Raw genomic sequence first — 26,189 nt, 5'->3', positions numbered from 1 at the left:
TATGTATATAGATGAATATAAAAAAAGCATTTATAAGACAGTAATGCTACGTGAAAAATGTACTATCAATATAAATGGACTTTTAAAGTTAATAAAGACTAAGTTTCATAAAGGCTTACATACTAATGATTTCTTTAAAAACAATTTAAAAGAAATTCTATCTTATCTAGATGGTGATTGCCACTTGAGCATTGGTTACGTCATTGATTACGGTGAACACCTCGGTGGAAAAGATAAAATAGAACTAAAAGATAGCAATTTGAATTTAAGGGAAAAGTATCACTTTTGGTTTACTGGAGTTGATGGATATATAGTTGACATATCAATAGCAACTTATATGTCGTATATACATAAATCTAAAGAAGATATTAGGTACTCTTTAGCCTTAGCTGATAAGGAAGAACATAAAAGTGGTGTAAGCTATCATCCACTTATATCGATTAGTGTGGATGACATTAAATCAGGGAAAATAAGTGTTATATTTTGAAAATGGAAAAGTAGATAGCAATAATAACTATAAATATGTGTTTAAAAAAGATGATCAATCCATATTTTATAGGGTAAATAAAGAAGAGCTAGACGTGTTAAGTGGAAAATCAAATTATTATGACTTACAAAATAGTTCTAGTAACGGTCTCTACTACATATACGATTTTGATTCTGTTGTTGAGTTAAAAGGTCTTGATTCGGACGTTGTTTACCATAATTTTTCTTGTAAAAAAGAAGATAAGACAATTATAAGATTTAACAATAAAATCAATTTTGAGGAGATATGTAGTACGAACAGGGATGGAGTTATTGATATAATACCATTTGAAAAAAAGATATTTATTGTTGGTTTGGGTGAATGCAGGAAATGTTTTTTTAGACGGTTGTTTGCTAACTCTCTAAATATAGATTATTGCCATTACGTGGTTAAAAACAACAATATAATAAAAAATTCGTTTTCACATTCTGAAGTTATCGGTATATTGGATTTAATTTCTAAAAATGATAGCTTAGGAGTGGCAGAATACTCCGAGAATAAAAAATCCCTAAAAATACCGTGCTATCCAGATTGTAGTGAACTTTATTGCGATAGAGACTTCCAAGTTGACGATGCAATTGATGACAACATAGGAATTATAAAGAATATTTTTGACGTATCCTATATCCAAGGAGTTGAGTATTTAACTTCTACAGTGTATTACCCTGACTCGTTAGATGAACTAGTAAATGCTAATTTTTCAGATAGAAAAAAATACGTTACGACAGGCGGAGTTTCGATCAACTTTGATAAATCACTAAGAAAAAATATAGGCGAGAGTTTTGAAAGGTTATCTCTTAGGTTTAAAAAAATCGACTTAACAGCAAGTCTAGAAGAAGTAAGTGCGACTTGTAGAAATTATTTTGTTCCAAAATTTTTCTCTGAAGAACAATATAATACTCCACATTTTAAGTACTCAAAGATATCAAGTATTGATCTTGTCGAATGGACCTCTGTTAAGTATTTAGATAAAAATAAATCTGTATTAATACCTTCAAGTCTTATTTACACTTGTGATTCACCCGACAACAGCGATATCTATTGCAAGTTATCAACATCAGGAACTGCGGCAGGCGACTCTATTAGTGAATCTATACGCTCTGGGTTGTTAGAGCTAATAGAAAGAGACTCGTCTTTATTATTTTGGAATAGGCGTAAAGATGTAAAAGAGATTAACATTGATGATTTCATTCATAATGATGAAATAAAAAAAATTTTAAAAATAATTTCAACAAATAAGTATAACGTTAAAATATTTGATACCTCGACTCATGACTTGAAAGTGCCGTCAGTATTTGTGCTTGCTACACTAAATAGTGATGAACGGCTGAAACCTTATCACTTGGTAGGAGCTGCTGCGAAACTAACTTATGAAGAAGCTATAGTTAGAGCTTTAGAAGAAATAATACAAGGCTTTGGTTGGCAAAATTATTTGAAATTTAATGAGAAATTCGAACCTGGAGACAACTATTGTAACGTTAGAACATTCGTTAATAGAATAGAACTTTATGCAGACGTTAAAAATAGCTTTGTATTTGACTTTACTCATAACACTAAGATCGTAGAAAAAAACATTCTCGAATCAAAAAATATAAGTTGTACAGAAGAGCTAATAGCGCGAGTAGTAGATGTTTTCCCAAATTCTTATTATATTGATTTGAGTAGTAAAATGAGTAAATCATATGGAATATATTGTACAAAAGTAATTATTCCTGAATTACTTCAAATTGAAGAAGATCATAATTATCGATTTCTAGGAGTTAATAGGTTATATGATAACAGCGGATCTCATAGCGTTTCTGAATTCCCACACCCATACCCATAGAATTGAGTTTTTAGAAGTTGTTGGAAATGAAAAACTTGTCCAAGATATCATTATGGACAGTATTTATCTTTATACGGTAAGTAGAAAAGATGAGTTTAAACTTTGGATGAAAAAAATTAACGAGAAAGGATTGAATAACAGACGTTCTCATTTATTTTTTAAAATAAATGATTCTATAGCTGGATATATGTCAGTTGATATTAACAGCACGTACTTGAACTCTCTTTATATCAGAAGAAATCATCAAAATCATGGTTATGGTTCTTTAATACTAGAAATGGTTGATTTATATTTCAACGGAAATTTAAAGTTACATTCTGATGCTGATATGAGCCAAGTTATAGAATTCTATAGAAAAAACTCTTTTGAAATAATTGACTATGATAAAGATAAAAATATGTATTTAATGAAGAGCATTAAAATTCATGGCAGATATATTTCGTAAGATAGAGTCAGGTGATAAAAAAAATAACATCTATAAAAGTAGCATTCAATTTGGCAATGGGTTTAAACTGTGGATATTAAGTATATCGTTTTTATCTTTATTGTTCATAGCACTTGTTCCAGTTCCTACAAAGATCTATGCTGAAGGAATCCTTGATTTTGATGGTGGATATAAAATCATTAGAAGTAACATCGATGGTTATGTCTATAGTAGTGACGAAAGTACTATTCTATTAACTAGAAAACTTAGAAAATCAGATTTATCCTACTTTATAAAACATTTAGATAGCCAAATAGAATACAAAAACAAAATAAAAAAGTACAATCTCTTACTGTTAGAGTTTATTGATAACAAGTACAATCTTAATCAAGCACTCAAAGAAAATCTTTCTTTTCGATATAGGAAAACCATTGATTCCATTCTAAAGATAAAGGAAGGATGTTCGGAAATAACAGAAAGCTATCGAAACCTTTATGAAAAAAAATATGTTAATATTCAAGATAATTATGACAGATTAATTTTTTGTGGAAAAGAAAATCTTGATGCCATCATCAGTTCTGGTAGTTTAGAAGATAAAATTGAGAGTATAAAAATTAGCAATATAGACTACAAATCATACAAACAAGAACTTCTGAAAAAAAACACTAAAATTGATTTCGAAATTTCGAATATTAATCAAGAAATTGAAGATATTAGTAATGATTTTTTTTATCAAGTACCAATCGGTTATGAATTTCATTCAATTATTGTTAATGAAGATGATTGGGTTCATAAGAGACAACCTCTCGCTTTGATTAAGCGTCAAGGTAGTAAATTGATAGGAAAAGTTACTCTTGATATTGATACATTTAAAAGAATTCAAGGGTTAGAAAATGCTCAACTTACCTTCACTTATGATAAGAACAATATATATAAGCCATATGACGTAAAAATCCTTAAACGTACTAGTTATAAACAACTAAAAAAAGATGGTACCATATCTAAAGTTATATATTTGGATTTTGACGCTGGAAATGAAACATTTGAGTTAGGGATGACATTTAATATACTTTTCCAAACGAAAAGTATTCCAGTCTATAAGTTAATTATTAAAAAATATCAAGAAATGTTGGAATTAGGTTAGATGTTTTTATTTAGAAAGCTTTCTTTAGTATTACAGAGTGAATCTCATGAGTGTGGACTCGCATGTTTAACAATGATCTCCAACTATTATGGTTCAAACATAAATTTGAGACATGTTAGAGAATTATCTTCTTATAAAAATGGACAAAGTTTATATGATATCGCTAACATAGCTAAAAAACTGAACCTTTCAAGTAGAGCATTAAAGATATCACCCGAGAGAATACAAAACAATCAATTACCAGCAATTATTCATTTCGATATGAATCACTTTGTTGTGCTTTCTAAAATAAAAAATGATCAATACATTATTCATGATCCTGAAGTAGGATGTATTCGTCTTGACAAGGATAGTTTTAGTCAAAGGTTTACAGGAATTTTACTGGAACTTTACAGTGACGAAATAGCGACACTGACAAGCCAGGATAATGAAAGTATTAAGCTATCTTCAGCTATTAAACCTGTATTAATTGACCACAACTTCTATTTAATTTTATTTAGTTTAATATTAGTTCAAGTTATACTTTTATCGACACCAATATATTTTAGAGAAGTGATATCAAACGCTAACTTAGTTGGTGGAAGCGAAGCGTTGAATGTTTTAACAGTAGCAATAGTACTGCTTATTACTTTGGAATTTTCATTGTCATTATTCTCCATATCAAAAACAAATTTACTTTGTAGATTATATAAAGAACGAGTTATTAAAAAATCCTTTGAACATTTAATATCTCTCCCATCTGGTTTTTTTGAAAGAAGAAACTCTTCTCATGTATATACGTCATTCAATTCACTTTATGAGATAATCGAAGTATCAACGGTAGGATTTATAAACCTAATCGCAGATAAGATACTACTATCTCTTTCATTATTGGTTCTTTTTGTATTTGATTATAGATTATTTTCACTACTACTCTTAGTTTCAGTATTATATGTTGCACTCAGGTATTTCCCTTTAAACAAACTATGTGAGGTTAAAAATAGAGCAAAGAGCTTACAAAAAGATGAGCTTAGCTTTTTTTATGATATAGTAAAAAATATTGATACAATTAAAATTTTTCAAAAAGAAAATTACGTCAGTGATAACTGGTCTAATAAGGTTATTGACAAATCAAGTAATATGGGGGTGTTGTACTTTATAAACTCTTTATATGTCTCTCTTGATCGTTATATCCTAATGCTATTGACTATCCTGGCTACCTTTTTATATATCAGTAGTGACAATAGAAGTAACGCCGAAATATCTAGCATAATTATCTTATTTATTTATGTCAGGCTATATTATGATAAATTATCATCTATTGTAGATTATTATATTAAAAAGAGATTGATAAATGTAGATTTGGATAAGGTGAATGATATTTTTTTGGAGGAGCAAGAGCCTATTTATAACTCGCCCTACCATCTAAATGATTCTAGTCTTTTTAAAGAGTTGATTGTCGATAATGTTGCAATCTATAACCCTAATGGAAGGTGTTTGATTAGAGATATTAATCTTATAGTTAGGCCAGGTGACAGTATTGCAATTGTTGGTCCATCTGGTAGTGGTAAAACATCCTTACTTCGGGCGATGATTGGTTTGAAAAATGTAAATGAAGGCGAAATTACTTTGGATGGTGTAAACATAAGGAATGATAGTAGATATAGACATAAAATTTCTTGTGTTTTACAGAATGATAAAATAATTTCAGGTTCAATATTAGACAATATCTGCTTTTTTGATAAGAATTGCGATTTAAAATTGGCGATATCTGCGGCTAATTCAGCTTTAGTACATGATGTTATTTCTCAGTTACCAATGGGTTATCATACTATTATCAGTGAGGATAATTGTTTTTTATCTGGAGGACAAGTACAGAGGATTCTCATAGCCAGAGCTTTATACAAGAAACCTGATATTTTATTTATGGATGAAGCAACTAGTAGTCTAGATAAAGAATCAGAAATAAGAATAAATTATAATTTAAAGAAAATTAATGTCGCAAAAGTATTCATTAGTCATAGGACTGAAACGATATCTTCTGCTGATTACGTGTATAAAATATTCAATAATAGTATTCATCTCGTTAGCTCTAAAACTGAAAAAGTACTCGATAATTGAAACAGGTAAATAGTGGAATACTGCCTGATTTATAATAGTCTAGTTCACTACACGAACTGTAGTTACTTTTGGTTTTTACGCGAGAACTACACACCTCAAGATAAACAGTCCCTATGTAATACCCTCGGAAGAATTGAGTTTTTCTTAAGAGTTGGTCAAAATTTTTAAGCAATGAAAAGCACCAAGTGCAAGTATGTATTATCACGTCTTTAAAATTTGTTATGCAGAAAATATTCGACCACTTCGAAGTTCGAAGTGCAAGCCAATCGAGATCCGCAACATCAATACCAGACTCAAAGTGGATTAACTTTCTACACCTGAACTTATTTATGAATTTATAGTATTCAATTTTCCAAAAATGATTAATGTCCAAAAAAGAGTTAGTTTCTATGTAGAGCAAGTTACTAAGATCTAATGTTTAATACTTGAGCTAATGGATAGACAAAAAGCAATGTAGGCCCCAGCCTCAAGATTTGCAATGAGCTAGCTGATGGTGAAGTTAGGTTAATTGAATAGGCTAGTTTAGTTGAGAGCCAGTGTAACTATGTGGAGACACACCCATTAGTTGAGTGTGTCTCCATATTAATGATTCAGGTTATGATAACGCAGCTTTTTGATAAAGAGGCATAATCTCTTGATAAACCTGATTGTAAAGCTCTGGTTTTAACAGACTGTATTTGTCAGTCATAGTCAGCGTTTTAAACTGATTCGTTTCTCTTTCTAATGAAACAGAGCCGATAATTAGTTGACAATTAGTTGATAGACCATCAATACATAAATCGAATAGCTTTTTCGTTGTGCGCGGATCTGGATCTTGCTGTTTAGGCGAGTCAATTACCACTGGAAGCATAGGGCTTGTCGATTTGTCTTCTATTGTTTTGAGAAGAGCATAGTGATAAGCCAATATTGCTCTTGGAGCACGACTGCCTGTTTCGCTCTTAGAAATCGGACCATATTGAAGAATAGTTCCAACTTTAGGATCTTTGATACCTAACTCAGTTTGTGCAAATTTCAGCGACTCTTTAAACTTGTCATTGATTTCTTTTGCTCGTTTCTTATCTTCGAACTTTGCTATTTCTTTTGAAAGCTTAGTTCTAGCAACATCCAATTCACCAATTTTTTGCAGCAATTCATTAATTTGCTCATCGAAAGTCACCTCAACCTGCTTACTTGCCTGAGAGTTAATAACGTCCTGAAGAGACAATTGCTCTTTGACTTCCTGAAGCATCTCTTTGAGTTCTGAGCTTAGTCTTTTAGCATTTTTCAAATCTTCTTTTATTTTAGTGATTTGATCATCATATACAGACTTTTGCTCATACAACTCTGGTATGATTTGCAACAGCTTGTCTCTGTGTTCAAGTACCGCATACCTCGCTTCTAAGCCTGCTGATGGTGGCAAGGAATCTATATTATTTTCGTCGAGCTGTCTTTTCGACTCTTCGATTTCTGCTACTAGTTCATCCCGTAGAGACAATACTTCAATAAGCTTAATTCTGTATTCTGTCTCTTCTTTATGTAGGTCTTGGCACTTGTGAAGAAAGCGCTCAAGCAGCTCTTCATAATATTGTACATCCACATCAAAAAGTACTCTTCCAAATGACTCTTCGAATCTCTTCTTAGCTGCCTCTAGAGCTTTTAACGTCGCTCGGATTTCAACAAGATCGATATCAATTAAATTAATCTTTCCTTGTAAAGTGTAATATTCCTTTGGCTTTACACCAGTATGAAAATTCAAGATATTATTTTGCCAGTCCTTATACATTGCCAAGCTGCTAAATGAATCTAAAACTTTTCCCCAACCGTTATCTTGATCAATATAGTAAGGAAGATAGAGACTTGCTGGTTGTGCTTGTCCCTGAACCAAATTACTTTTTGTCACAAGTTCCAAATTGAAATCAAAAATATCACGTACAGTTAAAGCAATATCTGTGCGAGAACTAGAGGTCACTAAGTGATGCTCTTGTCCTTCTGTTATATCGAAGATGGAAATACGTTTTTCGTGGCGAAGAAACGCGTAGTCACGATTACTGACACAAATAACAACTTTTGAAACAAAGTCATCTTCTTTCCACTTTTTATCCAGTCGAATATCGGCACCTAATGTATGATATAGACTCTTAATAAAGCTAGATTTACCTGTGTCGTTCTCACCTGTAATGATATTTATGTCAGGTGAGAACTTGAAAGAAAACCCTTTCTTATCGCGAAGGGATAATATATGAGCACTTTTGAAGTAGATGCTTTTCATTCTTCACCTCCCTCAAATAGCTTCTGGATCACTGAGTAAACAACGATACATTCTTTCTTCCCTGACTTTAGAGTCAATGCATAATCTGGACAAAGTGCATCAATTTTGTGCATAGTTTCAGTCACGTATAGTTTCAAATCCGAGTGGACACTCGCCTCATCGTAAAGGCTAATTGCATACTCTAGATATACGGTCGATGGATTTTTTGTGTTTTGGTTAAGTTCGATGCAAACTTGTGAGAAAGTGGCTTGCAGTATAATAAGCTGGAGCGATGTTTTGCCAAGATCAGTGAATAGGGGACTCGCTTTGTTCCAATCGGGCTTTAAACTATTACTTACATTCAAGGAATCAAGTACACCGTTCAACGCTTCTGATGAGAAACCTTTTCGAGAGATAAGATCTGAAAAATCAATAATATCTGCGGATTTTACCTTGGATTTGTCTCGACACGCCTGTTCAAGCAAAGATGCTAATGCATTGACACTCAGGTTAGTACTATCGCCAAACTTCTTGCTAAGGAAATCGCATAGTTTACCTTTTAGATGTGTAATGTGGTCATCTAGGCTTAATGAGGATTGGACAAATCGCATGACAGAAAGATCGATACTGGAGTCATCAAGCTCTACTTGATCTTTGATTGCTTTCTTAAAGCTCGTCTGATGCTCTTTTTTGACTTCATTTGCACCAAAACAAGACTTACCACCGTTTTCCTCACACAGATTGAAAGAGGCATTAGTAACAAAAAGTAGCTTAGGTGAATATTCGGCGAAATTCTTATAATGAATAAATAACTTACCAATGATCGATACGGGTTTCTTCTTAGTACTACTACTCAGAATTGATGCAGTCCAGTGTTTTTCTCTTGTTTTTACTTGAGCAAATGTGAGGTCTGTTGGGTTAACTTCGTCATCAAGAATAAGAACATCATCATGATATTCGAAGATAAACACATAGTTCTTTTCATCTAGTTCATATTCCAGCATTTGAGACAACGCCCAGCAAGTTTGATAGTCAAACCCACGTTGAGCAATCTCACCGCCTCTTTCAGACTGTGGAATACTAATCAAAGCTTCAGCTAAACCCATATACTCCCTTATGTTTAGTTCAATGGACTCACGTAATCACATCATTAATTCGATTGAATGCAAATAGTAGCATTAGCACGAACTATTAGGTAACAAATTCTGATAGTTACGAATATGTGAACTGCAACATCAAAACAGGAAAGCTAAGTAAGCGACTTTGTTTATACTTAAGTTGATTCATGCTTTATTAATTTAAGCTATGACTCTAACCGATTTCTGTCCAAAACGAGTTTGTATGCCCCCAGTTTTTGTGTGATCAGTTTTTGGGTTAGCAAGGAAACGCATATCCCTCGTCTTCTAGTATGTTGCCATATGAGAGAGCCAAACAAGCCTCAGATTCCCATTAAGCGTAATGCCTCTAGTAATTCCCGCTCTTTGCTGTTGGTTGAAGAAAGTAACGGCTCGAATGTTACTTGGGGAAGTAACGCTGCCCGTGTCTATGAAGACGGTTTCGGAGGGAGTCTAAGAGTATTTGATGAGCTTCGGCTTGGGGCATTTAGGAAAAGGATTGTTTCGGCTTTTTCATCTATATAGTTGAATAACTGCATCGTCAGATTCTTTTGCTAGAACTGGATTTGAATTGCTATAATGCTGTGCAAATATACAGTTAAAGGTGTTGAAAAAGGTTTATGCACTTAAACCATTCAAAAACATCGATTAAAGTATGCGAAAAATAATTCACATTGATCTCGATAGTTACTATGTCTCTGTAGAAGCAAGGGACAACCCATCTTTACGTGGAATTCCTCTAGCTGTTGGAGGGAAAAATGATCGCGGCGTTATTGCAACTTGTAGCTATGAGGCGAGAGCTTTTGGGGTTCGTTCGGCTATGTCTACAGCAAAAGCGTTACAACTATGTCCACACTTAACGGTGGTGTCTGGAAATATGGAAAAGTACAAGGCTGTGTCTAAGCAAATTCATGAAATCTTTAGACGTTACACCGATATCATTGAGCCACTTTCGTTAGATGAAGCCTATTTGGATGTAACGAATTCCAAGCTGTTTCAAGGTTCTGCAACACTGATAGCTCAGGACATACGTAAGGCAATTGAGTCAGAATTGAACTTAACGGCATCGGCTGGTGTTTCCCCGTTAAAATTTGTCTCAAAAGTCGCCTCAGATGTGAATAAACCTAATGGTATTTGCGTCGTCCCACCTTCTGAAATCCAGAATTTCATAGACCAATTGGATTTAGGGAAAATAAGTGGAGTCGGAAAAGTCACGTTGGAGAAATTAAACAAACTCGGTTTGTATAAAGGAAAGGATGTAAAGAATTTCGACAAAAGTGCTTTGATTTCAAAATTTGGTAAGTTTGGGCTCATACTTTGGCAAAGATGCAATGGTATTGATGACAGGGATATTGTTGTCGAAAGGATAAGAAAGTCAGTAGGGGTTGAACGAACATACTTAAATGATATTCATAGCTTGGGTGAATGTATACTTGCAATAAAGCCTTTGTATGTCGAATTAGAGCAAAGGTTAGAAAAAGCGCTTGCAGATAAAGTGATCACGAAACTCGGTGTAAAATTAAAGTTCAACGATTTTCAACAAACAACGGTTGAACATAAGTATGATGAAATGGATATGCAGTTTTTTAACAAGTTATGCGAAGAAGCCTTTGCTAGAAGTCATGGTCGAAGTATACGTTTAGTCGGATTAAGTGTTGGTATTGAACCCAAGAAATCAACTGATCAATTACAACTCCCTTTGTGATTTTTGTAAGTGGACTTTTAAGAAAATGTCCATTTTTTACATTAATTTCTCAGATTTTTTTGTAAGGGGCTTTTGTAAGTAAAAATTCACATCTAACTCCATGTTATAAAGCGCATTCACTCACTCAGTCAGTTAAACTTACATTTTCTACCCACAAGTTCGAAGATGCGGCGGTAGAAATGCGAGACAATCCAAATTACCGTGGTATTGCGCTTGCAGTCGGTGGCCATGAGAAGCAAAGAGGTGTCATCAGCACGTGTAATTATGAAGCACGTAAGTTTGGTGTACGCAGTGCAATGCCAACCGCAAGAGCATTACAACTATGTCCGAACCTCCTCGTTGTCCCGGGGCGCATGCACGTATATAAACAAGTTTCTCAGCAGATTCGCACCATCTTTGAACGGTATACATCGCTTATTGAACCGCTTTCTCTTGATGAGGCTTATCTCGATGTCACCGATTCTACGGTATGTCGTGGTTCCGCGACTTTGATTGCGGAATCGATTCGTAATGATATCCGGAATGAGCTGGGAATTACTGCATCTGCAGGCGTTGCTCCGATTAAGTTTCTTGCCAAAGTCGCCTCCGACATGAACAAACCCAATGGCCAGTTTGTGATTCCACCCGATAAAGTCCAAGAGGTAGTCGATAAATTGCCTTTGGAAAAGATCCCAGGTGTTGGCAAAGTGAGTTTAGAGAAGCTCCATCAGGCTGGCTTCTATCTATGTGAAGACATAAAAAACAGTGATTACCGTGAACTATTGCGTCAGTTCGGCCGTCAAGGTGCTTCGCTTTGGAAACGCAGTCATGGTATTGATGATCGTGAAGTGGTGGTGGAACGTGAACGTAAATCGGTTGGGGTAGAGCGAACCTTTAGCGAAAACATTTCGACTTACGACGAATGTTGGAAGGTGATTGAAGATAAGCTGTACCCAGAACTGGAGAGACGCTTAGAAAAAGCCAGTCCAGATAAATCGATCATCAAGCAGGGTATCAAGCTCAAGTTTGCTGACTTTCAGCTCACAACGATTGAGCACATTCACCCCCAACTAGAACTGGATGATTTCAAAGTTTTGTTAAGAGATATTCTTAAGCGCCAAAACGGTCGAGAGATACGCTTGTTAGGCTTGAGTGTGATGCTCAAGCCTGAAGAACAAGCACGGCAATTGAGTTTCTTCTAAGCTCGCGCTAACTCAACTTGCTTGAGCACGAGTTCAAAGGAGACATTCGCCATTGAACCATAGCCCCGAAGTTTACTGGCTTTAAGTTGAGTGATGATTGGCGTGCTAATACCACATAGGAATCGAGCTACGGCGGCATTACTGATCGCCGTTGGTGAAAGCTGAACAAACTCATCAACCCAAGCGGATAAATGTGCCAGTTCAGGTTGCTCTTGTTGTGGCTGAGGGAATGATGCGACTTGTCCACGACATACTGAGCAGTGACCGCATTGCGTCGGTGCATTGTGATCAGCAAAGTAATGCGCTAATTGATAGCTCAAGCAGTCCGATGATTGGAACAGATTCAACATCGTATGAATTCGTTCAATGTCTTTTTGTTCTTTAGATTGGAACAGTTCAACCAAATGTTGAGAGGTCGCTTCATGGTTTTGAGTAACCGGGAGAACCGAATACACATCCGTGAGCTGTTTACTTTCCAATTCAATCCAACCGTTTTGGTGGAAGTAATCAAGCGCCGCAACCACACGGCTGCGCTCAGACTGATAGTTCATCCATAACGCTTCCAAATCCACCTGACACCATACTTTCGCTTTGGTAGAGCAAGCAAAAATAGCTTCAATAAACTGGCGACGCTCGCCTTGGAACTGATTGAGGATGAAAGACCGGTCTTGTAAGAACTTGAAGCGATATTCGGCGAAATAGCTGTATTTGGCTTCAATCACTTTTGCCAGCTCTAGGTAAACCAACAAGGTCTTCAGCGGCAGTTGGCGAATGTTGCTGTCGCGAGATAAGCGCAGCGCCATCACTTCCCACTGAGGCGTGTTCTCGCGAATTTGCTCCAATACATAATTGATTGAGCTTGGCTCAGGCGTGTCGCCATAAACAAAGTTCTCTAATACCGTTAAGCCAGAGGTATTCCCCAAAAGAATACACTCCGAACGTTGCCCATCACGTCCCGCTCTGCCAATTTCTTGTGCGTAGTTTTCGATAGATTTCGGTAAATCGAAGTGAATCACACGGCGAATATCGGATTTATCTACACCCATACCAAAGGCGATTGTGGCGACAATGCAGTCGATTTGCGAGTCCATGAATTGCTGTTGGATTTTTTCGCGAATGTCGCTCTTCATTCCTGCGTGATACGCGTGAGCATTGATACCTAAACGAATCAGTGAGTTAGCAACTTGCTCTGCGGTTTGCTGTTGAGTCACGTACACGATGCTTGGCAGTTTCGGTGCAGCAGCAATAATGTCGCTCAATTGAGTTAGCTTGTTTTCTTCTTCACATGGAAGTACCGAAATATCAAGATTAGAGCGATAGAAACCGGTAACGGTAATGTTCTCGCTAGCGATATCAAACTTACTTTGCATGTCCTCGATAACTGCTGGCGTAGCGGTTGCGGTCAGCAAGAGGGTTTGAGGGATATTCAGTTCACGCTGGTATTGCGGCAGTTTAAGGTAATCAGGACGGAAGTTATGACCCCACTCCGAGATACAGTGCGCTTCGTCGACCACCATGAGAGAAAGTGGAATTTGACGAATGAACTCGCGAAAACGTTCATTCTTGAGTCGCTCTACCGAGATCATCAAAATCTTGATATGCCCATTCTTCACGCCAGCCATCACCTGCTGTGTTTCTTCACGGCTTTGGCTACTGTCGATAGATGCCGCAGCAATGCCTCTGCCTTGTAAGAAACTAAGTTGGTCTTTCATCAATGCAAGAAGCGGTGAAATCACTAACGTCAGGTGTGGTAACTGAGTAGCTGGAAGCTGGTAACAAAGCGATTTCCCTGAGCCAGTTGGGAAGATGGCAGCGGCTGAGTGTCCGTTCATTACAGCTTCAATCACCGGTTGTTGGCCGGGTCTTAATGAGTCAAACCCGAACACGGATTGAAGCGTTTGCTGAAGCGAGTCACTTTGCATAATAGGGAAACCTTGGTTTGATGATAAACTGGGTTACATTAACACACCCTGAGTGCCAAACGCGCGCCCTAAAAGTATGAACAAAGTCGATTTAGTCCAAATAATCATTCAACAACTCGAAGATAAACTGCAAGTTGCTCATGCCTCGACTCAGAGAGCGATTGACGCTGCGACGGATGAAGAAACCGTGCCAGAGCATAAGTACGACACACTCGCTTTAGAGGCATCTTACCTCGCGCACGGGCAAGCGATGCGCGTGCAAGAGAGTGAAGAAGAGCTTCGCCAGTACCGCACTCTTGTGCTGCGTGATTTTGTCGATGCTCGTATCGCGGTTGGTGCTTATGTGGAATTAGTGGACGAGAACGATGTTGAAAAAGCCTTCTTTATCGGCCCTTGCTCTGGTGGGCTGACTGTCGAATGGCAAGGCAAAGAGGTGTTTGTTCTTACGCCGAAATCCCCCCTTGGTCGTGCTTTGATGGGCAAAGAAGAAGGGGAGGAAGTGGAGATGAAAATTGGCGATAAAACAACTTGTTATGAAGTCGTGACGATTTGCTGACATCCCACCCATAGGTGGCTGTTATAGTTAAACAGAATAACCATGAAAAAGAGAAAGTAATGAAGAAACTGCTCACGCTCTCCTTGTTGACTATCAGTGCCAGTGGCTACGCAGCTCAGTGTCGCGTTGATATTAACAACGAAGTTCGTATGGATGGTCAGAATTTAGAAATCGTACATGCCAATGGTGAAAAAGCGGTCGTCGATGAAGACAATAACTTGTTCATCAAAGGTGAAATGATCGAGCTAGACGATGATCAAAAAGCGGCAATTGAAAGTTACCGCGAGAAGATGAATGCTTATATTCCGCAAGCGAAACAGCTCGCGAGTGATGGCTTAGCGCTAGCAAATGACATAATCGATGATATCGCAGTAAGCCTTGATGCGCCTGATTCGTTTGATAACGTTAAGGTTGCGGTAAAGGATTTCTTTGCCGATGTAGAAGCCCGTTACTACAAAGACGGTGATTTTATTCTGCCTGCTGACAGTTTTGATTCGATGACAGAATCATGGTCACAAGACTTCGAAAAGGCACAAGAAATCTTTAACAAAGAATTCCTAACCAGCGCATTTGACGCTTTGTCTGTCAAGATGAAAGAAGACGGTGGTTTGAACTTAACGGCGCTGTCTGAAAGCATGACGGAACTGCAGGCCAAGGTACAAGAACGCTTAGCTGAGCATTCGAAAGACGTCGAAAAACAAGCGGAAGATTTGTGTGAATCATTGGATGATATGGCAGGTGAAGAACAAGATCTGCTGAAGAAGATTCCAGCATTAAAAGATTACCAAGTCTTTACGATTTAATTCGCGAAACACAAATAACAAAGAGCGCCTGTTATCGGCGCTCTTTTTACATGGGTACTATTTAGTCTCTATTCGAGTTATTCCGCATTCATCTGAGTTAGTTTATCGCCTACAGGTTTCGAGAAGTTGAAGCCATCGTGCTCATCCCAATTGATTGACCATGTCATCACGCCAGCGTAGTTCGGGTAGTTAAACGCTGGTTTCACTGTGCCACATGAAGTGCCTTTAGTCAGACAGTCTAGTGCGTCTAGAATGTTCTGTGTTGGCGCCTGACCTGAGTTCGCTGAGCTTGGACCTGATGGCAAGCCAATCGCCACTTGGTCATCACGCAGTGGCTCAAACATGGTGCCGTCTGCCAATTCAAAACCTTCAATCAGCATCTTAGACTGCGCCACCATCATATCCACAGAACCTTCTGGTGCAGAACCTGGCAGGTAAGGGTTTGGCAGGCCGCCGTTGTTGTATAACTGAACGTGTAGCAGGTCGAGTGTGCTGCGTGTTTCGTTAATAACAGGAATGTACGCGCCCCAAATGCCGCTATAAGCAATGTAGCCACCTTGTACGTAAGGGTGCTCAGGTGCCATGGTTAGGTACATATCGCCGCCCATGTTCTGCTCGATTTGCAACAAAGCACCACCTAAACGAGCTTGGATTTGCGAACCATGCAGCAGGTTAGAGCCACTTTCTAGGTCCACATCCAAACCATCGAAGCCCCATTCGGCAATCAATGCGGTCAGGCTCGATACGAAGTTTGCTTCATCTTGGTCTGTGTTTAGCGTGATTGTGCCTTCTGCGCCACCAAGAGACAGAACGAATTTCTTACCTTTAGCTTGCAGTGCTGCCATGTCTTGCTTGAATTGAGCTGGGTCTAGCGCAGGACAATCACTGTAGATGTCACCAGAATACAGGTTGAAGTGCACCGTACCATCGCTGTTACGGTCGTTTTCTGCAAACGCAATATCAATCACATCCCATGCATCAGACATGTCCGCGAGGCGGATAGGACAGCCTGCACCGTTCACGAAGTTGTGCCAGTAGCCAATCAACTTATGACGTTTCTCCGTTTGTTCAATAACGGTAATCGATGCTGCATCAGAAAGCGCTGTCGTACCTGCAAGGTCGGTGGCTTGAGCGCTTACCGTAAAGCTACCAATCGCGGCTGGTGTCCAGTTCGCCGAGTAAGGTGCCGTCGTGTCTGTTGCGACAATCGCGCCGTTCACCATAAAGTCGACGTGTTTCACGCCAGAGGTTAGTGAGGTTGCATCTGCGCTTAGAACGAGGTTCTTACCTAAACCGACGGTTTGACCTGCACTTGGTGACGTCAATGAGATCACCAAGTCTTGGTCACTCACAGTCACGTTAACGACAGACTCGGACGTATTGTTATCGTTGTCTGTTGCAACGGCTTTAATTTGATTGGCACCAACTAGCGTTGCATTCCACAAGACTGAGTATGGTGCTTGAGCAACCACGCCTAAACTGGTGTCATTAGCGAAGAACTCCACTTGAGTCACGCTACCATCTGCATCGCCGGCATCCGCTGAGATTTCAACACTGTCGCCTGCTAGCAAGACTTGTCCTTCGCTTGGTGCGGTGATAGCGACTTGAGGCGGTGTCGAACAGGCACCTAGCCCTGTCCACGCGTCCTGCCAGTACAAACCTTCACCCGGCTCATAAGCCCAGGCTGCATCAGAAGAACACCAGCCTGCAACATCACAGCGATATTTCTGGTTGAGATTAGAGGCGAGTGCGCCTGCTTCATAGCGGTTACCAGCTACATAAGGCACAGCATCTGCACAGCCACCGGAGCTGGAATCGCTGACGACGAGCGAGACTTCTTGGCTCATGGTTGACAGGTTTGAATCATCGGTTGCTTGCGCTTTGAAGGTATGAGTGCCGACTGCCGCCGTCCAGACATATTCATATGGAGCCGCAGTATCGACAGCAACGGATTGGTTGTTTATGAAGAACTCAACTTGGGTGACTAAACCATCGCTGTCTGCTGCATCGGCCGTTACCGAAATAGTGTCACCCACACTTGGTGTTTCTGTGCCTGTTGGGCTCGTTAGAGAAACGGTTGGAGGTGGTAGTTCGGTTTGCGGTTGAACGAAGATAGAAACATTGGTTGTGGTTACCGCACCTTCGTTGTCTGTGGCGATTGCCGTTAACTGAGAGACGCCCTCAACTGCTGTCCAGTCAGCTTGGAAAGGGGATTGGGTAACAACAGCAACGGTCTGGTTACCAGCAAGAAATTCGACTTGAGCCACTTGGCCGTCTTCGTCAGCGGCGTTTGCTAACAAAGTGATTACGCTGCCTTCTGGGATCTGAGCGTTATCTGCAGGAGAGGAGAAAGATACCGTTGGAGGGAGGTTTGTACCGCCACCATCACATTGTCCAAGGCCTTTCCACGCTTCCCATGGACCAGAGTTATTTACCGGATCATTACCCTGAGTCCAGTAAGCAGCTTCATACGCAGCGCCTTTGGTTTGCACTTGGTCGCCAGAGTTGTAGACGGTTGTGCTATCCCACGTTGATAAGTTTTGGCAGTTGTAGGCTTGAGCTTGATAGCTGACACTAAGAGCGGCTATCACTGCACCATGCAGTAGAGTGAACTTCATTTTTCTCTCCTTGAGTTACTCGATGTTCGTAAGAACATGAACAGATATAGTTAGATAACTAGTTGATAAATAGACCTCAGGAGAGAAATTCGAAGGGTTATGTTTCACTTTTCAACACGAAATCACGTTGAACTATTCGTACTTTACAACTCGGCTCATTATTTTTCGGCTCACTTCACGCTGATTTATAAATTCATCAAAAAGACAAAAAACGATACTTGGTGAATATGAGATGTACGTGGAAATTTACAAACTGAATGTCTGCTAATTGATCTGATTGTCGAGTAATTAACCTAATGACTCTTGTTGAGTAGAAGATATTGCTATAGTGTACTAGTCAGCTAGTTCATTGATATTTTGTGTGAGTGGTATGACACAACAAACTTCTTCTCAGCCTCGTGAGCATTTTGGCTCACGCCTTGGATTCATCTTAGCGGCAGCAGGTGCTGCAGTGGGTCTAGGTAACATTTGGGGCTTTCCTACCCAAGCAGCAAGTAACGGCGGCGGCGCCTTCTTGTTGGTGTACTTGGTGATGATTCTTATCGTTGCATTCCCAATGCTGGTGGTTGAAATGGCGATCGGTCGTCATGGTCAAGCCAACCCAGTAGACAGTATGCGTTCTCTAACAGACAACCCTGTGGGCAAGAAGCTTGGCGGCCTAGTTGGTTGGATTGGCCTGAGCGTACCAAGTGCGGTTTTGGCGTTTTACTCGATTGTAGGCGGCTGGTTGATCTGCTTTATGTTGGGTGCAGTGACCGACATCATGGGCATGGAAGCGGCGACACAGTGGTTGAAAGGCTTCAGCGTTGAACGCAACTTGTTTGGTACGATTACATTTTATGTATTAACCATTTTGATCGTACAGGGCGGCGTAAAACAGGGCATTGAAAAGTGGTCTACACGTCTAATGCCAGCACTGTTTGTTCTGTTTGGTTTGCTGTTTATCTACATTATGACGCAAAACGGTGCGATGGAAGGTTTGAAGCACTACCTAGTGCCTGATTTCGAGAAAGTATGGGATCGCAAACTAATCCTTGCCGCAATGGGCCAAGGTTTCTTCTCACTGACCATCGGTGGCTGTTCGATGCTTATCTATGGGTCTTACCTAAGTAAGAAAGAGAACTTGCCGAAGATGGCTATGAACGTGACTATGGTCGATACTGCAGTTGCCTTTATTGCTGGTCTAGTGGTGATGCCTGCAATGTTCGTTGCGATGCAAAAAGGCGTTCAAATCTATGCAGAAGATGGTTCGCTTTTAAGTTCAGATACACTGGTATTTACAGTTCTACCGCTGATGTTTGATAGCTTAGGTTTGCTTGGCCAACTGTTCTCAATTGTTTTCTTCTTACTACTGACGATCGCAGCACTGACTTCATCTATCTCGATGCTTGAATGTCCGGTTGCACTGGTGGGTGAGCGATTCAACACGAAACGCAGCACGACAAGCTGGGTATTAGGTGGCCTGATTGCGCTGTTCAGTGTGGTTATCGTATTTAACTTCGGCGCACTGTTTGGCATGGTTGCGACCATCGCAACGCAATATCTACAACCTATGGCGGCGCTATTGTTCTGTCTATTTGGTGGTTGGGTATGGAATCGTCACTCAAAAATCAAAGAGCTTGAACAAGGTTGCCCTGAGTTTACTCAAGGTTGGTTCGGTAAGTTGTGGCCAGCATACGTGAAGTTTGTTTGTCCGATTCTGGTAGCGACCGTTATTTGGGCTTCGTTCGGCTAATCGACTTACACAAAGCACAAAAGAAAAGGGCTTGATGAATGCATCAAGCCCTTTTTTCTATTCGATGTTTACGTTGTCCGTCGCGATGGGCGGTTAACGGAACTGACCTGCGTCAGGCAGAAAGTCAAAACCCGCCATAGCCAGTTTTGATTCAAGTGCTGCGCGGTCGATATCAAAGAATGCAACCAGCTTATCCAGATCACCACCGAAGTCGTCACGTAGCTTCATGTTGACGATGCTCATCAGCATGATTGGATCCATGGATTCGAAGTTCGCTAAATTCATTACTTATCCTCGAAATCAGAGATCAGTAGGTTTGCCGCAGCAAACGCCGCTTTTTCACGAACGTCTTTTGGTAGAGACTCGTCTGCAGCAACGTCATTAAGTGCTCTTACGGCACACGAGATCGCTTGAGGCACGTAAGCTTGATCGCCACTACCGATTTGAGCGTAAAGCTCACGAACTAATTCACAACAGCCGTATACTTGCATGGCTAAATCCTTAATAAATGATAACTGCTCTCAAATATACACATAGCCGTTTTGAAACTCAAAGCAGAGAATTGTTTTGGCTCAAGTTAACAAGCAACTTGAGCAAACATTCATCACTGCAACTGTGCTTCCAATTGATGCGTCACTTCTGGAGCAAGGTTGAGTTGCTTAGCAAGTTCCTGCAAATACGCTTTTTCCATAAAGTTTTGCTCATCGGCCACAATCAGTGATGCCAGATATATTTCTGATGCCTGTTGTGGAGAGGTCGCCAAGCGTGCAATTTCTGCCGGGTCGAGGGGCTTATGTAGCTCTTGATGAACCAACTGTCTTACATGATTATCTGCGCCCATTTCTGTCAGTGCTTGTTCGATGCGAGCCATTTCTTCTTCATCGACATGGCCATCCGCTTTCGCTGCACCAATCATGGCTTTAAGGATCAGCTTTGCATGTTTGTTGTCATCAGGATCGAAGCTTTCGTTGACGCCCTGCGTACCCTGTTTCGCTTGCCAATCGTTGTAGACTTTGTAAGCCAAAGCACCTAATGCCGCTGCGCCACCGACTTTGAGTGCGCCAGTGCCCACTTTCTTGGCCATCTTTTTGCTCTTCTTAGAGCCCATTAACATGCCGATAAGTCCGCCACCAATCGCGCCTGCGCCAAGCGTTTTTAGCTGGCTAGAACTTGATGATGATTTGATATTGCTCGTTTTTTTACTGAGCGCGTCGCTACCTTGTTTAAGTAGGTCTGATTTGAGTGCTTGGTTAAGAAGACTTTTTAGATCCATAAGTAACCTCCTTACTAGATTGAATCCAGTGTAAGGTGATAAATCTGAACCAAAGATTAACAACGCAAATATTAGAGAGGGTCTACACACTTAGAAAATCAGATGTAAAAAAGGGCTGACCGAAGCCAACCCTTTTCATCGCTATATATTCAGCACAGTGTGCTTAGTGCAGCTTATTGTAGTTGAGCTTTAACGTGCTCAACGATGTCTGCCATTGCAACGGCTGTCTTCTCACCAGAGCGGCGGTTCTTGTACTCGAAGTTGCCTTCTTTCATTGAACGATCACCGATCACGATAGTGTGAGGAATACCGATAAGTTCCATATCAGAGAACATTACGCCTGGGCGTTCTTTACGGTCATCGAATAGTACTTCGATACCCATAGCCGTCAGTTCAGCGTACAGCTTCTCAGCTGCTTCTTTCACTTCTTCAGACTTGTGCATGTTCATAGGAACGATAGCCACTTGGAAAGGCGCTAGTGCGTCTGGCCAAATGATGCCGTATTTGTCGTGGTTTTGCTCGATTGCAGAAGCAACAACACGTGAAACACCGATACCGTAACAACCCATCTCTAGGATTACGTTCTTACCGTCAGGACCAAGAACACCACAGTTCATTGCTTCTGAGTAAACGTTACCTAGTTGGAAGATGTGACCAACTTCGATACCACGCTTAAGCATTAGCGTACCTTGACCACATGGGCTTGGATCGCCTTCTACTACGTTACGTAGATCTTCAACTTGGCCTAGTTCAACGTCACGACCCCAGTTGATACCGAAGTAGTGTTTGCCGTCGATGTTTGCGCCTGCGCCGAAGTCGCTCATTACAGCAACAGAGCGGTCAACGATGAATGGCAGTTCAAGGCCAACAGGGCCAAGAGAACCAGCACCAGCGCCGATAAGTGCACGCATTTCCTCTTCAGATGCCATCTCTAGTGGAGAAGCAACTTGAGGTAGGTTTTCTGCTTTCACTTCGTTTAGCTCGTGGTCACCACGAACGATAAGAGCGATGATGTCAGCATCTACTTCATCAGACGCTTTAACGAATAGAGTTTTTACTGTCTTCTCGATTGCTAGACCGTGTTGCTCTACAAGCTCCGCGATTGTTTTCGCGTTTGGCGTATCAACCAGCGTCATCTCTTGAGTTGGTTCAGCGCGCTCACCTGCAGGTGCTGCCGCCTCTGCTTTTTCGATGTTCGCTGCGTAATCAGACTCAGTAGAGAATGCGATTAGGTCTTCGCCGCTTTCAGCAAGTACGTGGAACTCTTGAGAACCACTACCACCGATAGCGCCAGAGTCAGCAAGTACTGGACGGTACTCAAGGCCCATACGGTCGAATGCTTTACAGTAAGCATCGTGCATCGCTTGGTAAGATTTCTCTAGACCTTCTTTGTCGATGTCGAAGCTGTATGCATCCATCATACAGAACTCACGTGCACGCATTACGCCGAAACGTGGGCGACGCTCATCACGGAATTTAGTCTGGATTTGGTACAGGTTTAGCGGAAGCTGTTTGTAAGAGCTCACTTCGTTACGCACAAGGCTAGTGATCACTTCTTCAGCTGTAGGGCTAAGAACAAACGGACGAGTATGACGGTCAGTAAAGCGAAGTAGCTCAGGACCCATCTTCTCAGAACGACCTGTCTCTTCCCATAGTTCAAACGGCTGAACAACGGGCATCAAAGTTTCGACTGCACCTGCATTGTCGATTTCTTGACGAACGATGTTTTCGACTTTACGCAGCACACGTAGACCAGTAGGCAGCCAGGTGTAAAGACCTGAAGCCAGCTTACGGATCATACCCGCGCGTAGCATGAGCTGGTGGCTCACTACTTCTGCGTCGTTTGGAGTCTCCTTCAGAGTAGAAAGAAGATAATTACTGGTACGCATTAAATTTATCCGTTTATTAAAGTTAGATACTCAAGCCAGAATGGACAGGAGTATGAAGGTCCCACAAGGGGAAAATTGTTAGCCGCTTATAATATCAGCCAAATGCCTTTGTCAAAAGCTTTCAATCGCAGTAACTGTTATTAAGTTATCGCTAACCATGAACTTAACGTTCAGATCGAACAAATTTACCGCATATTCCTTGTTGTCAGGCTTGTTTTTCTTGTAAGCCGGACGAGGATCTTGTGCTAGAACCTGCTCGATCACCGTTTTGACATACTCAGTATCGTCACGTTTTTCGAGTGCCGCCAGTGCCACTGAAGAGAAGTCGATCTGTGATTTTTCAGGTTCGTCTTCCGCATAGCCACCTTGTGCCTCTGCAATAGAATCTGAGTAGGGGATGTATGGTTTGATATCAACAATTGGCGTGCCATCGACCAAGTCTACGTTACCAAGATCCAAATAGATCTGATCGCCTTGCTTGCTGATACCTTTAACTTCTACCGCTGACATACCAATGCCATTCGGGCGAAAGGTCGAACGTGAAGCAAACACACCAATACGCTCATTGCCGCCCAAACGAGGTGGGCGCACCGTTGGTTTCCATCCGGCTTCTAAATTCTGATCAAACAAAAACAACAACCAAACATGGGAAAACTGCTCCAATCCGCGCACGGCTTCTGGGCTATTTGCTGCGCCTTGAAGTTTGACGCGTGAGCGCGCGGCCGGCACCAAACGAGGTTGGCGAGGGACAGCAAATTTCTCTTTGTATGGGCTTTCAATAACGCCAATAGGCTCAATGGAATACATGGATACGTTGTCTTATGCATGGGAGATGGAAACTAAAGTACCACAAAATTCCGCTTGCTTTTTTGTTGATAATAATTCTTAATTGCATTGTTATAACATAACAATTAATCGAAAGGACAATTAATATGAAACCAGGTATCCACCCAGAATACCGCCCCGTGGTATTTCACGACACAAGCGTAGATGAGTACTTTGTTGTGGGGTCGACACTACACACTGATCGCACTATCGAATGGAAAGATGGCAAAACTTATCCATATTTCACTCTCGATGTATCATCCGCTTCTCATCCGTTTTACACCGGTAAGCAACGTGTGGTTCAAGCGGAAGGTCGTATTGCGAACTTTAATCGTCGCTTTAGTCAATTTAATAAAGATAAGGACTAAGAGATGAAAGTTGTTAAATCATTAAAGAGCGCAAAAAGCCGACACCCTGATTGCCAAATCGTAAAAAGAAGAGGGCGTTTATACGTTATTTGTAAGTCGAACCCGCGCTTCAAGGCGGTGCAGAAATAACCATAAATATCGTAATAATTTATGGGATGCAGTTACTTATAATGCTGATTTATGATCTATATGTGGGTGATATAACTATATTTTTATCGATAATAGGTCATAAATCCGCCTCTAAGTTACATTCTGTAACGTTTTGAACTTTCACTTAACCCTTGTGTCGAGTACCCTGCGCAAGCTTTATGACATTTTTGTCACAAATGCGCAGGAATAAATACAAGGAGGGAACAGATGAGTTCATCTGCTTCAATGAAACAAAACTCGCCAAAGAAGCCACTATTCACACGCTTCTTAGATACAGTTGAATATTTGGGGAACCTTTTACCCCACCCAATCACACTTTTCGCCATTTTCTGTCTTGCAATCCTAGTGATGTCCGGTATCGCGGGCTACTTTGAAGTCGCAGTCATGGATCCTCGCCCAGAAGGCGCACCGGGTCGTGCAGCGGACGGTATGATTCAAGTAATCAGTCTGCTAAATGCTGACGGCTTAGAACTGATTGTTACTAACCTAGTGAAAAACTTTGTTGGCTTCGCACCGCTAGGTACGGTTTTGGTTGCGATGCTTGGTGTTGCCATTGCAGAACATTCTGGACTACTTTCTGCTGCAATGCGTGGCCTAGTAATGGGCGCTTCTCAGCGCATGGTTACTGTGACAGTTGTTTTCGCAGGTATCATTTCAAACACGGCATCTGAGCTTGGCTACGTGGTGTTGATCCCACTAGCTGCAATGCTGTTCCACTCATTAGGTCGTCACCCACTTGCTGGTCTAGCAGCCGCATTTGCTGGTGTATCTGGTGGTTACTCAGCAAACCTACTGATTGGTACAGTTGACCCATTGCTTTCAGGTATCACTGAAACAGCTGCACAGATGATTGACCCAACTTACACGGTAGGTCCAGAAGTAAACTGGTACTTCATGTTTGTTTCTACCTTCTTTATCGCGATTACCGGTGCATTTGTAACGGAGAAAATCGTTGAGCCGAAACTTGGCAAATACAACGATGAAGAAGCAGCGGAAGATCTGTCTCAAGATAAGATGGGTACACTTACTGACGTAGAGAAGAAAGGCCTTAAACTGGCGGGTATCGCTGTTCTAGCAGTATCGGCGCTACTGGCATGGACTATCATTCCTGCTGACGGTGTTCTGCGTTCTGATGCTGGCACAGTTGCCGGTTCTCCATTCCTGAAGAGTATCGTAGCGTTTATCTTTGTGTTCTTCGCGGTACCTGGTTTTGTGTACGGCCGAGTGGTTGGCACAATGAAAAACGATCGCGACGTGATTGATGCTATGTCGAAGTCTATGTCTTCAATGGGCATGTACATCGTGTTGGTATTCTTTGCTGCTCAGTTTGTTGCTTTCTTTAAGTGGACTAACTTTGGTCAAGTATTTGCAGTTGCGGGTGCAAGCTTCCTACAAGAAATCGGTCTAACTGGCCCAATGCTGTTCTTCGCCTTCATCCTAATGTGTGGCTTCATCAACTTGATGATTGGCTCTGCATCGGCACAGTGGGCTGTAACAGCACCTATCTTCGTTCCTATGCTAATGCTTGTGGGTTACGCGCCAGAAACGATTCAGGCGGCTTACCGTATCGGTGACTCAACGACGAACATCATCACACCAATGATGAGCTACTTCGGTCTTATCTTGGCGGTAGCAACGCGCTACATGAAGAATCTAGGTATCGGTACGCTGATCGCGACTATGTTGCCGTACTCGATTGTCTTCATCGTAGGTTGGAGTGTGTTGTTCTACCTATGGGTATTCGTATTCGGTTTACCAGTAGGTCCTGGTGCGGCAACGTACTACACGCCTTAATTGGCAACC

The 26,189-nt window shown here is 40.8% G+C and carries 22 protein-coding genes; 13 read left to right on the top strand and 9 right to left on the bottom strand.

Translation table 11 applies throughout. The features are described from left to right. Positions 1–43 precede the first annotated feature (43 nt). From ATB78_RS13120 to ATB78_RS13100, 5 genes are read left to right on the top strand one after another with little or no spacing between them, the layout of a single operon-like run. Positions 44–487 (top strand): hypothetical protein, encoded by a 444-nt coding sequence (locus ATB78_RS13120; protein WP_155647805.1) that lies wholly within the window; start codon positions 44–46, stop codon positions 485–487. Next, complete coding sequence (locus ATB78_RS13115) at positions 474–2,351, top strand: YcaO-like family protein (protein WP_061008870.1); 1,878 nt, start codon at positions 474–476, stop codon at positions 2,349–2,351. The genes ATB78_RS13120 and ATB78_RS13115 overlap by 14 nt, the downstream gene beginning before the upstream one ends. Next, positions 2,299–2,796 carry a GNAT family N-acetyltransferase gene (locus ATB78_RS13110; RefSeq protein ID WP_061008869.1) on the top strand — a complete coding sequence of 166 codons (498 nt, stop codon included), beginning with the start codon at positions 2,299–2,301 and terminating at the stop codon, positions 2,794–2,796. The genes ATB78_RS13115 and ATB78_RS13110 overlap by 53 nt, the downstream gene beginning before the upstream one ends. Next, a complete protein-coding gene (locus ATB78_RS13105) occupies positions 2,777–3,919 on the top strand; it encodes a hypothetical protein (RefSeq protein ID WP_061008868.1) in 1,143 nt (380 codons plus the stop codon). The genes ATB78_RS13110 and ATB78_RS13105 overlap by 20 nt, the downstream gene beginning before the upstream one ends. After that, complete coding sequence (locus ATB78_RS13100; protein ID WP_061008867.1) at positions 3,920–6,019, top strand: cysteine peptidase family C39 domain-containing protein; 2,100 nt, start codon at positions 3,920–3,922, stop codon at positions 6,017–6,019. It abuts the gene before it with no gap. Positions 6,020–6,614: 595 nt separating this feature from the next. Here ATB78_RS13100 and ATB78_RS13095 read toward each other — a convergent pair. Next, complete coding sequence (locus ATB78_RS13095; RefSeq protein WP_061008866.1) at positions 6,615–8,267, bottom strand: hypothetical protein; 1,653 nt, start codon at positions 8,265–8,267, stop codon at positions 6,615–6,617. Next, a complete protein-coding gene (locus ATB78_RS13090) occupies positions 8,264–9,352 on the bottom strand; it encodes a DUF4297 domain-containing protein (RefSeq protein ID WP_061008865.1) in 1,089 nt (362 codons plus the stop codon). Before ATB78_RS13090 ends, ATB78_RS13095 begins: the two co-directional genes overlap by 4 nt. Before the next feature lie 664 nt (positions 9,353–10,016). Between ATB78_RS13090 and dinB (ATB78_RS13080) the strand changes: the two genes are divergently transcribed. After that, positions 10,017–11,066, top strand: a complete 1,050-nt coding sequence (gene dinB / locus ATB78_RS13080) for a DNA polymerase IV (RefSeq protein WP_061008864.1) — start codon at positions 10,017–10,019, stop codon at positions 11,064–11,066. Between the two features lie 179 nt (positions 11,067–11,245). Continuing rightward, positions 11,246–12,247: a DNA polymerase IV gene (gene dinB, locus ATB78_RS13075; protein ID WP_061008863.1), complete on the top strand. Its 1,002-nt coding sequence runs from the start codon at positions 11,246–11,248 to the stop codon at positions 12,245–12,247. Here dinB (ATB78_RS13075) and ATB78_RS13070 read toward each other — a convergent pair. Further along, positions 12,244–14,169 carry a RecQ family ATP-dependent DNA helicase gene (locus ATB78_RS13070; RefSeq protein ID WP_061008862.1) on the bottom strand — a complete coding sequence of 642 codons (1,926 nt, stop codon included), beginning with the start codon at positions 14,167–14,169 and terminating at the stop codon, positions 12,244–12,246. The genes dinB (ATB78_RS13075) and ATB78_RS13070 overlap by 4 nt on opposite strands. Positions 14,170–14,245: 76 nt before the next feature. On the opposite strand from ATB78_RS13070, the gene ATB78_RS13065 reads away from it, so the two are divergent. After that, a complete protein-coding gene (locus tag ATB78_RS13065; protein ID WP_005436729.1) occupies positions 14,246–14,725 on the top strand; it encodes a GreA/GreB family elongation factor in 480 nt (159 codons plus the stop codon). Between the two features lie 59 nt (positions 14,726–14,784). Next, on the top strand, positions 14,785–15,528 hold the full coding sequence (locus ATB78_RS13060) for a YggN family protein (protein WP_061008861.1): 744 nt from the start codon (positions 14,785–14,787) through the stop codon (positions 15,526–15,528). Between the two features lie 77 nt (positions 15,529–15,605). Here ATB78_RS13060 and ATB78_RS13055 read toward each other — a convergent pair whose 3' ends face one another. After that, the gene (locus ATB78_RS13055) at positions 15,606–18,146 is read right to left on the bottom strand and encodes an Ig-like domain-containing protein (protein WP_061008860.1); all 2,541 of its coding nucleotides are present in this window, start codon (positions 18,144–18,146) and stop codon (positions 15,606–15,608) included. Between the two features lie 370 nt (positions 18,147–18,516). Between ATB78_RS13055 and ATB78_RS13050 the strand changes: the two genes are divergently transcribed. After that, positions 18,517–19,881: a sodium-dependent transporter gene (locus tag ATB78_RS13050; protein WP_005436738.1), complete on the top strand. Its 1,365-nt coding sequence runs from the start codon at positions 18,517–18,519 to the stop codon at positions 19,879–19,881. Positions 19,882–19,974: 93 nt separating this feature from the next. Here the strand turns inward: ATB78_RS13050 and ATB78_RS13045 are convergent, their stop codons facing one another. From ATB78_RS13045 to tsaA, 5 genes are all read right to left on the bottom strand, one after another. After that, a complete protein-coding gene (locus ATB78_RS13045) occupies positions 19,975–20,166 on the bottom strand; it encodes a DUF4250 domain-containing protein (RefSeq protein ID WP_061008859.1) in 192 nt (63 codons plus the stop codon). Next, positions 20,166–20,372 (bottom strand): YaeP family protein, encoded by a 207-nt coding sequence (locus tag ATB78_RS13040; RefSeq protein WP_005529380.1) that lies wholly within the window; start codon positions 20,370–20,372, stop codon positions 20,166–20,168. Before ATB78_RS13040 ends, ATB78_RS13045 begins: the two co-directional genes overlap by 1 nt. A 113-nt stretch (positions 20,373–20,485) precedes the next feature. Next, entirely contained in the window at positions 20,486–21,154 is a 669-nt protein-coding gene (locus ATB78_RS13035) for a tellurite resistance TerB family protein (RefSeq protein WP_061008858.1), read from the bottom strand. Positions 21,155–21,327: 173 nt separating this feature from the next. Further along, positions 21,328–23,043: a proline--tRNA ligase gene (locus ATB78_RS13030; protein ID WP_051119236.1), complete on the bottom strand. Its 1,716-nt coding sequence runs from the start codon at positions 23,041–23,043 to the stop codon at positions 21,328–21,330. A 111-nt stretch (positions 23,044–23,154) separates the two neighbouring features. Continuing rightward, complete coding sequence (gene tsaA, locus ATB78_RS13025; protein ID WP_061008857.1) at positions 23,155–23,850, bottom strand: tRNA (N6-threonylcarbamoyladenosine(37)-N6)-methyltransferase TrmO; 696 nt, start codon at positions 23,848–23,850, stop codon at positions 23,155–23,157. 125 nt (positions 23,851–23,975) lie between these two features. Here tsaA and ATB78_RS13020 point away from each other — a divergent pair, with 125 nt between their 5' ends. The 3 genes from ATB78_RS13020 to ATB78_RS13015 all read left to right on the top strand — a co-directional run bounded on the left by ATB78_RS13020 (position 23,976) and on the right by ATB78_RS13015 (position 26,180). Beyond that, on the top strand, positions 23,976–24,236 hold the full coding sequence (locus ATB78_RS13020; RefSeq protein WP_061008856.1) for a type B 50S ribosomal protein L31: 261 nt from the start codon (positions 23,976–23,978) through the stop codon (positions 24,234–24,236). A gap of 3 nt (positions 24,237–24,239) precedes the next feature. After that, positions 24,240–24,365: a type B 50S ribosomal protein L36 gene (gene ykgO, locus ATB78_RS28430; protein ID WP_009847431.1), complete on the top strand. Its 126-nt coding sequence runs from the start codon at positions 24,240–24,242 to the stop codon at positions 24,363–24,365. A gap of 228 nt (positions 24,366–24,593) precedes the next feature. Next, the gene (locus ATB78_RS13015; RefSeq protein ID WP_061008855.1) at positions 24,594–26,180 is read left to right on the top strand and encodes an AbgT family transporter; all 1,587 of its coding nucleotides are present in this window, start codon (positions 24,594–24,596) and stop codon (positions 26,178–26,180) included. The last annotated feature ends 9 nt before the right edge of the window (positions 26,181–26,189 follow it).

This window comes from Vibrio sp. CUB2 (assembly GCF_001557945.1).
Lineage (GTDB): Bacteria > Pseudomonadota > Gammaproteobacteria > Enterobacterales > Vibrionaceae > Vibrio > Vibrio owensii.
Note: the sequence above shows the minus strand (reverse complement) of the source record. Positions and strands in the feature narration are given on the sequence as shown.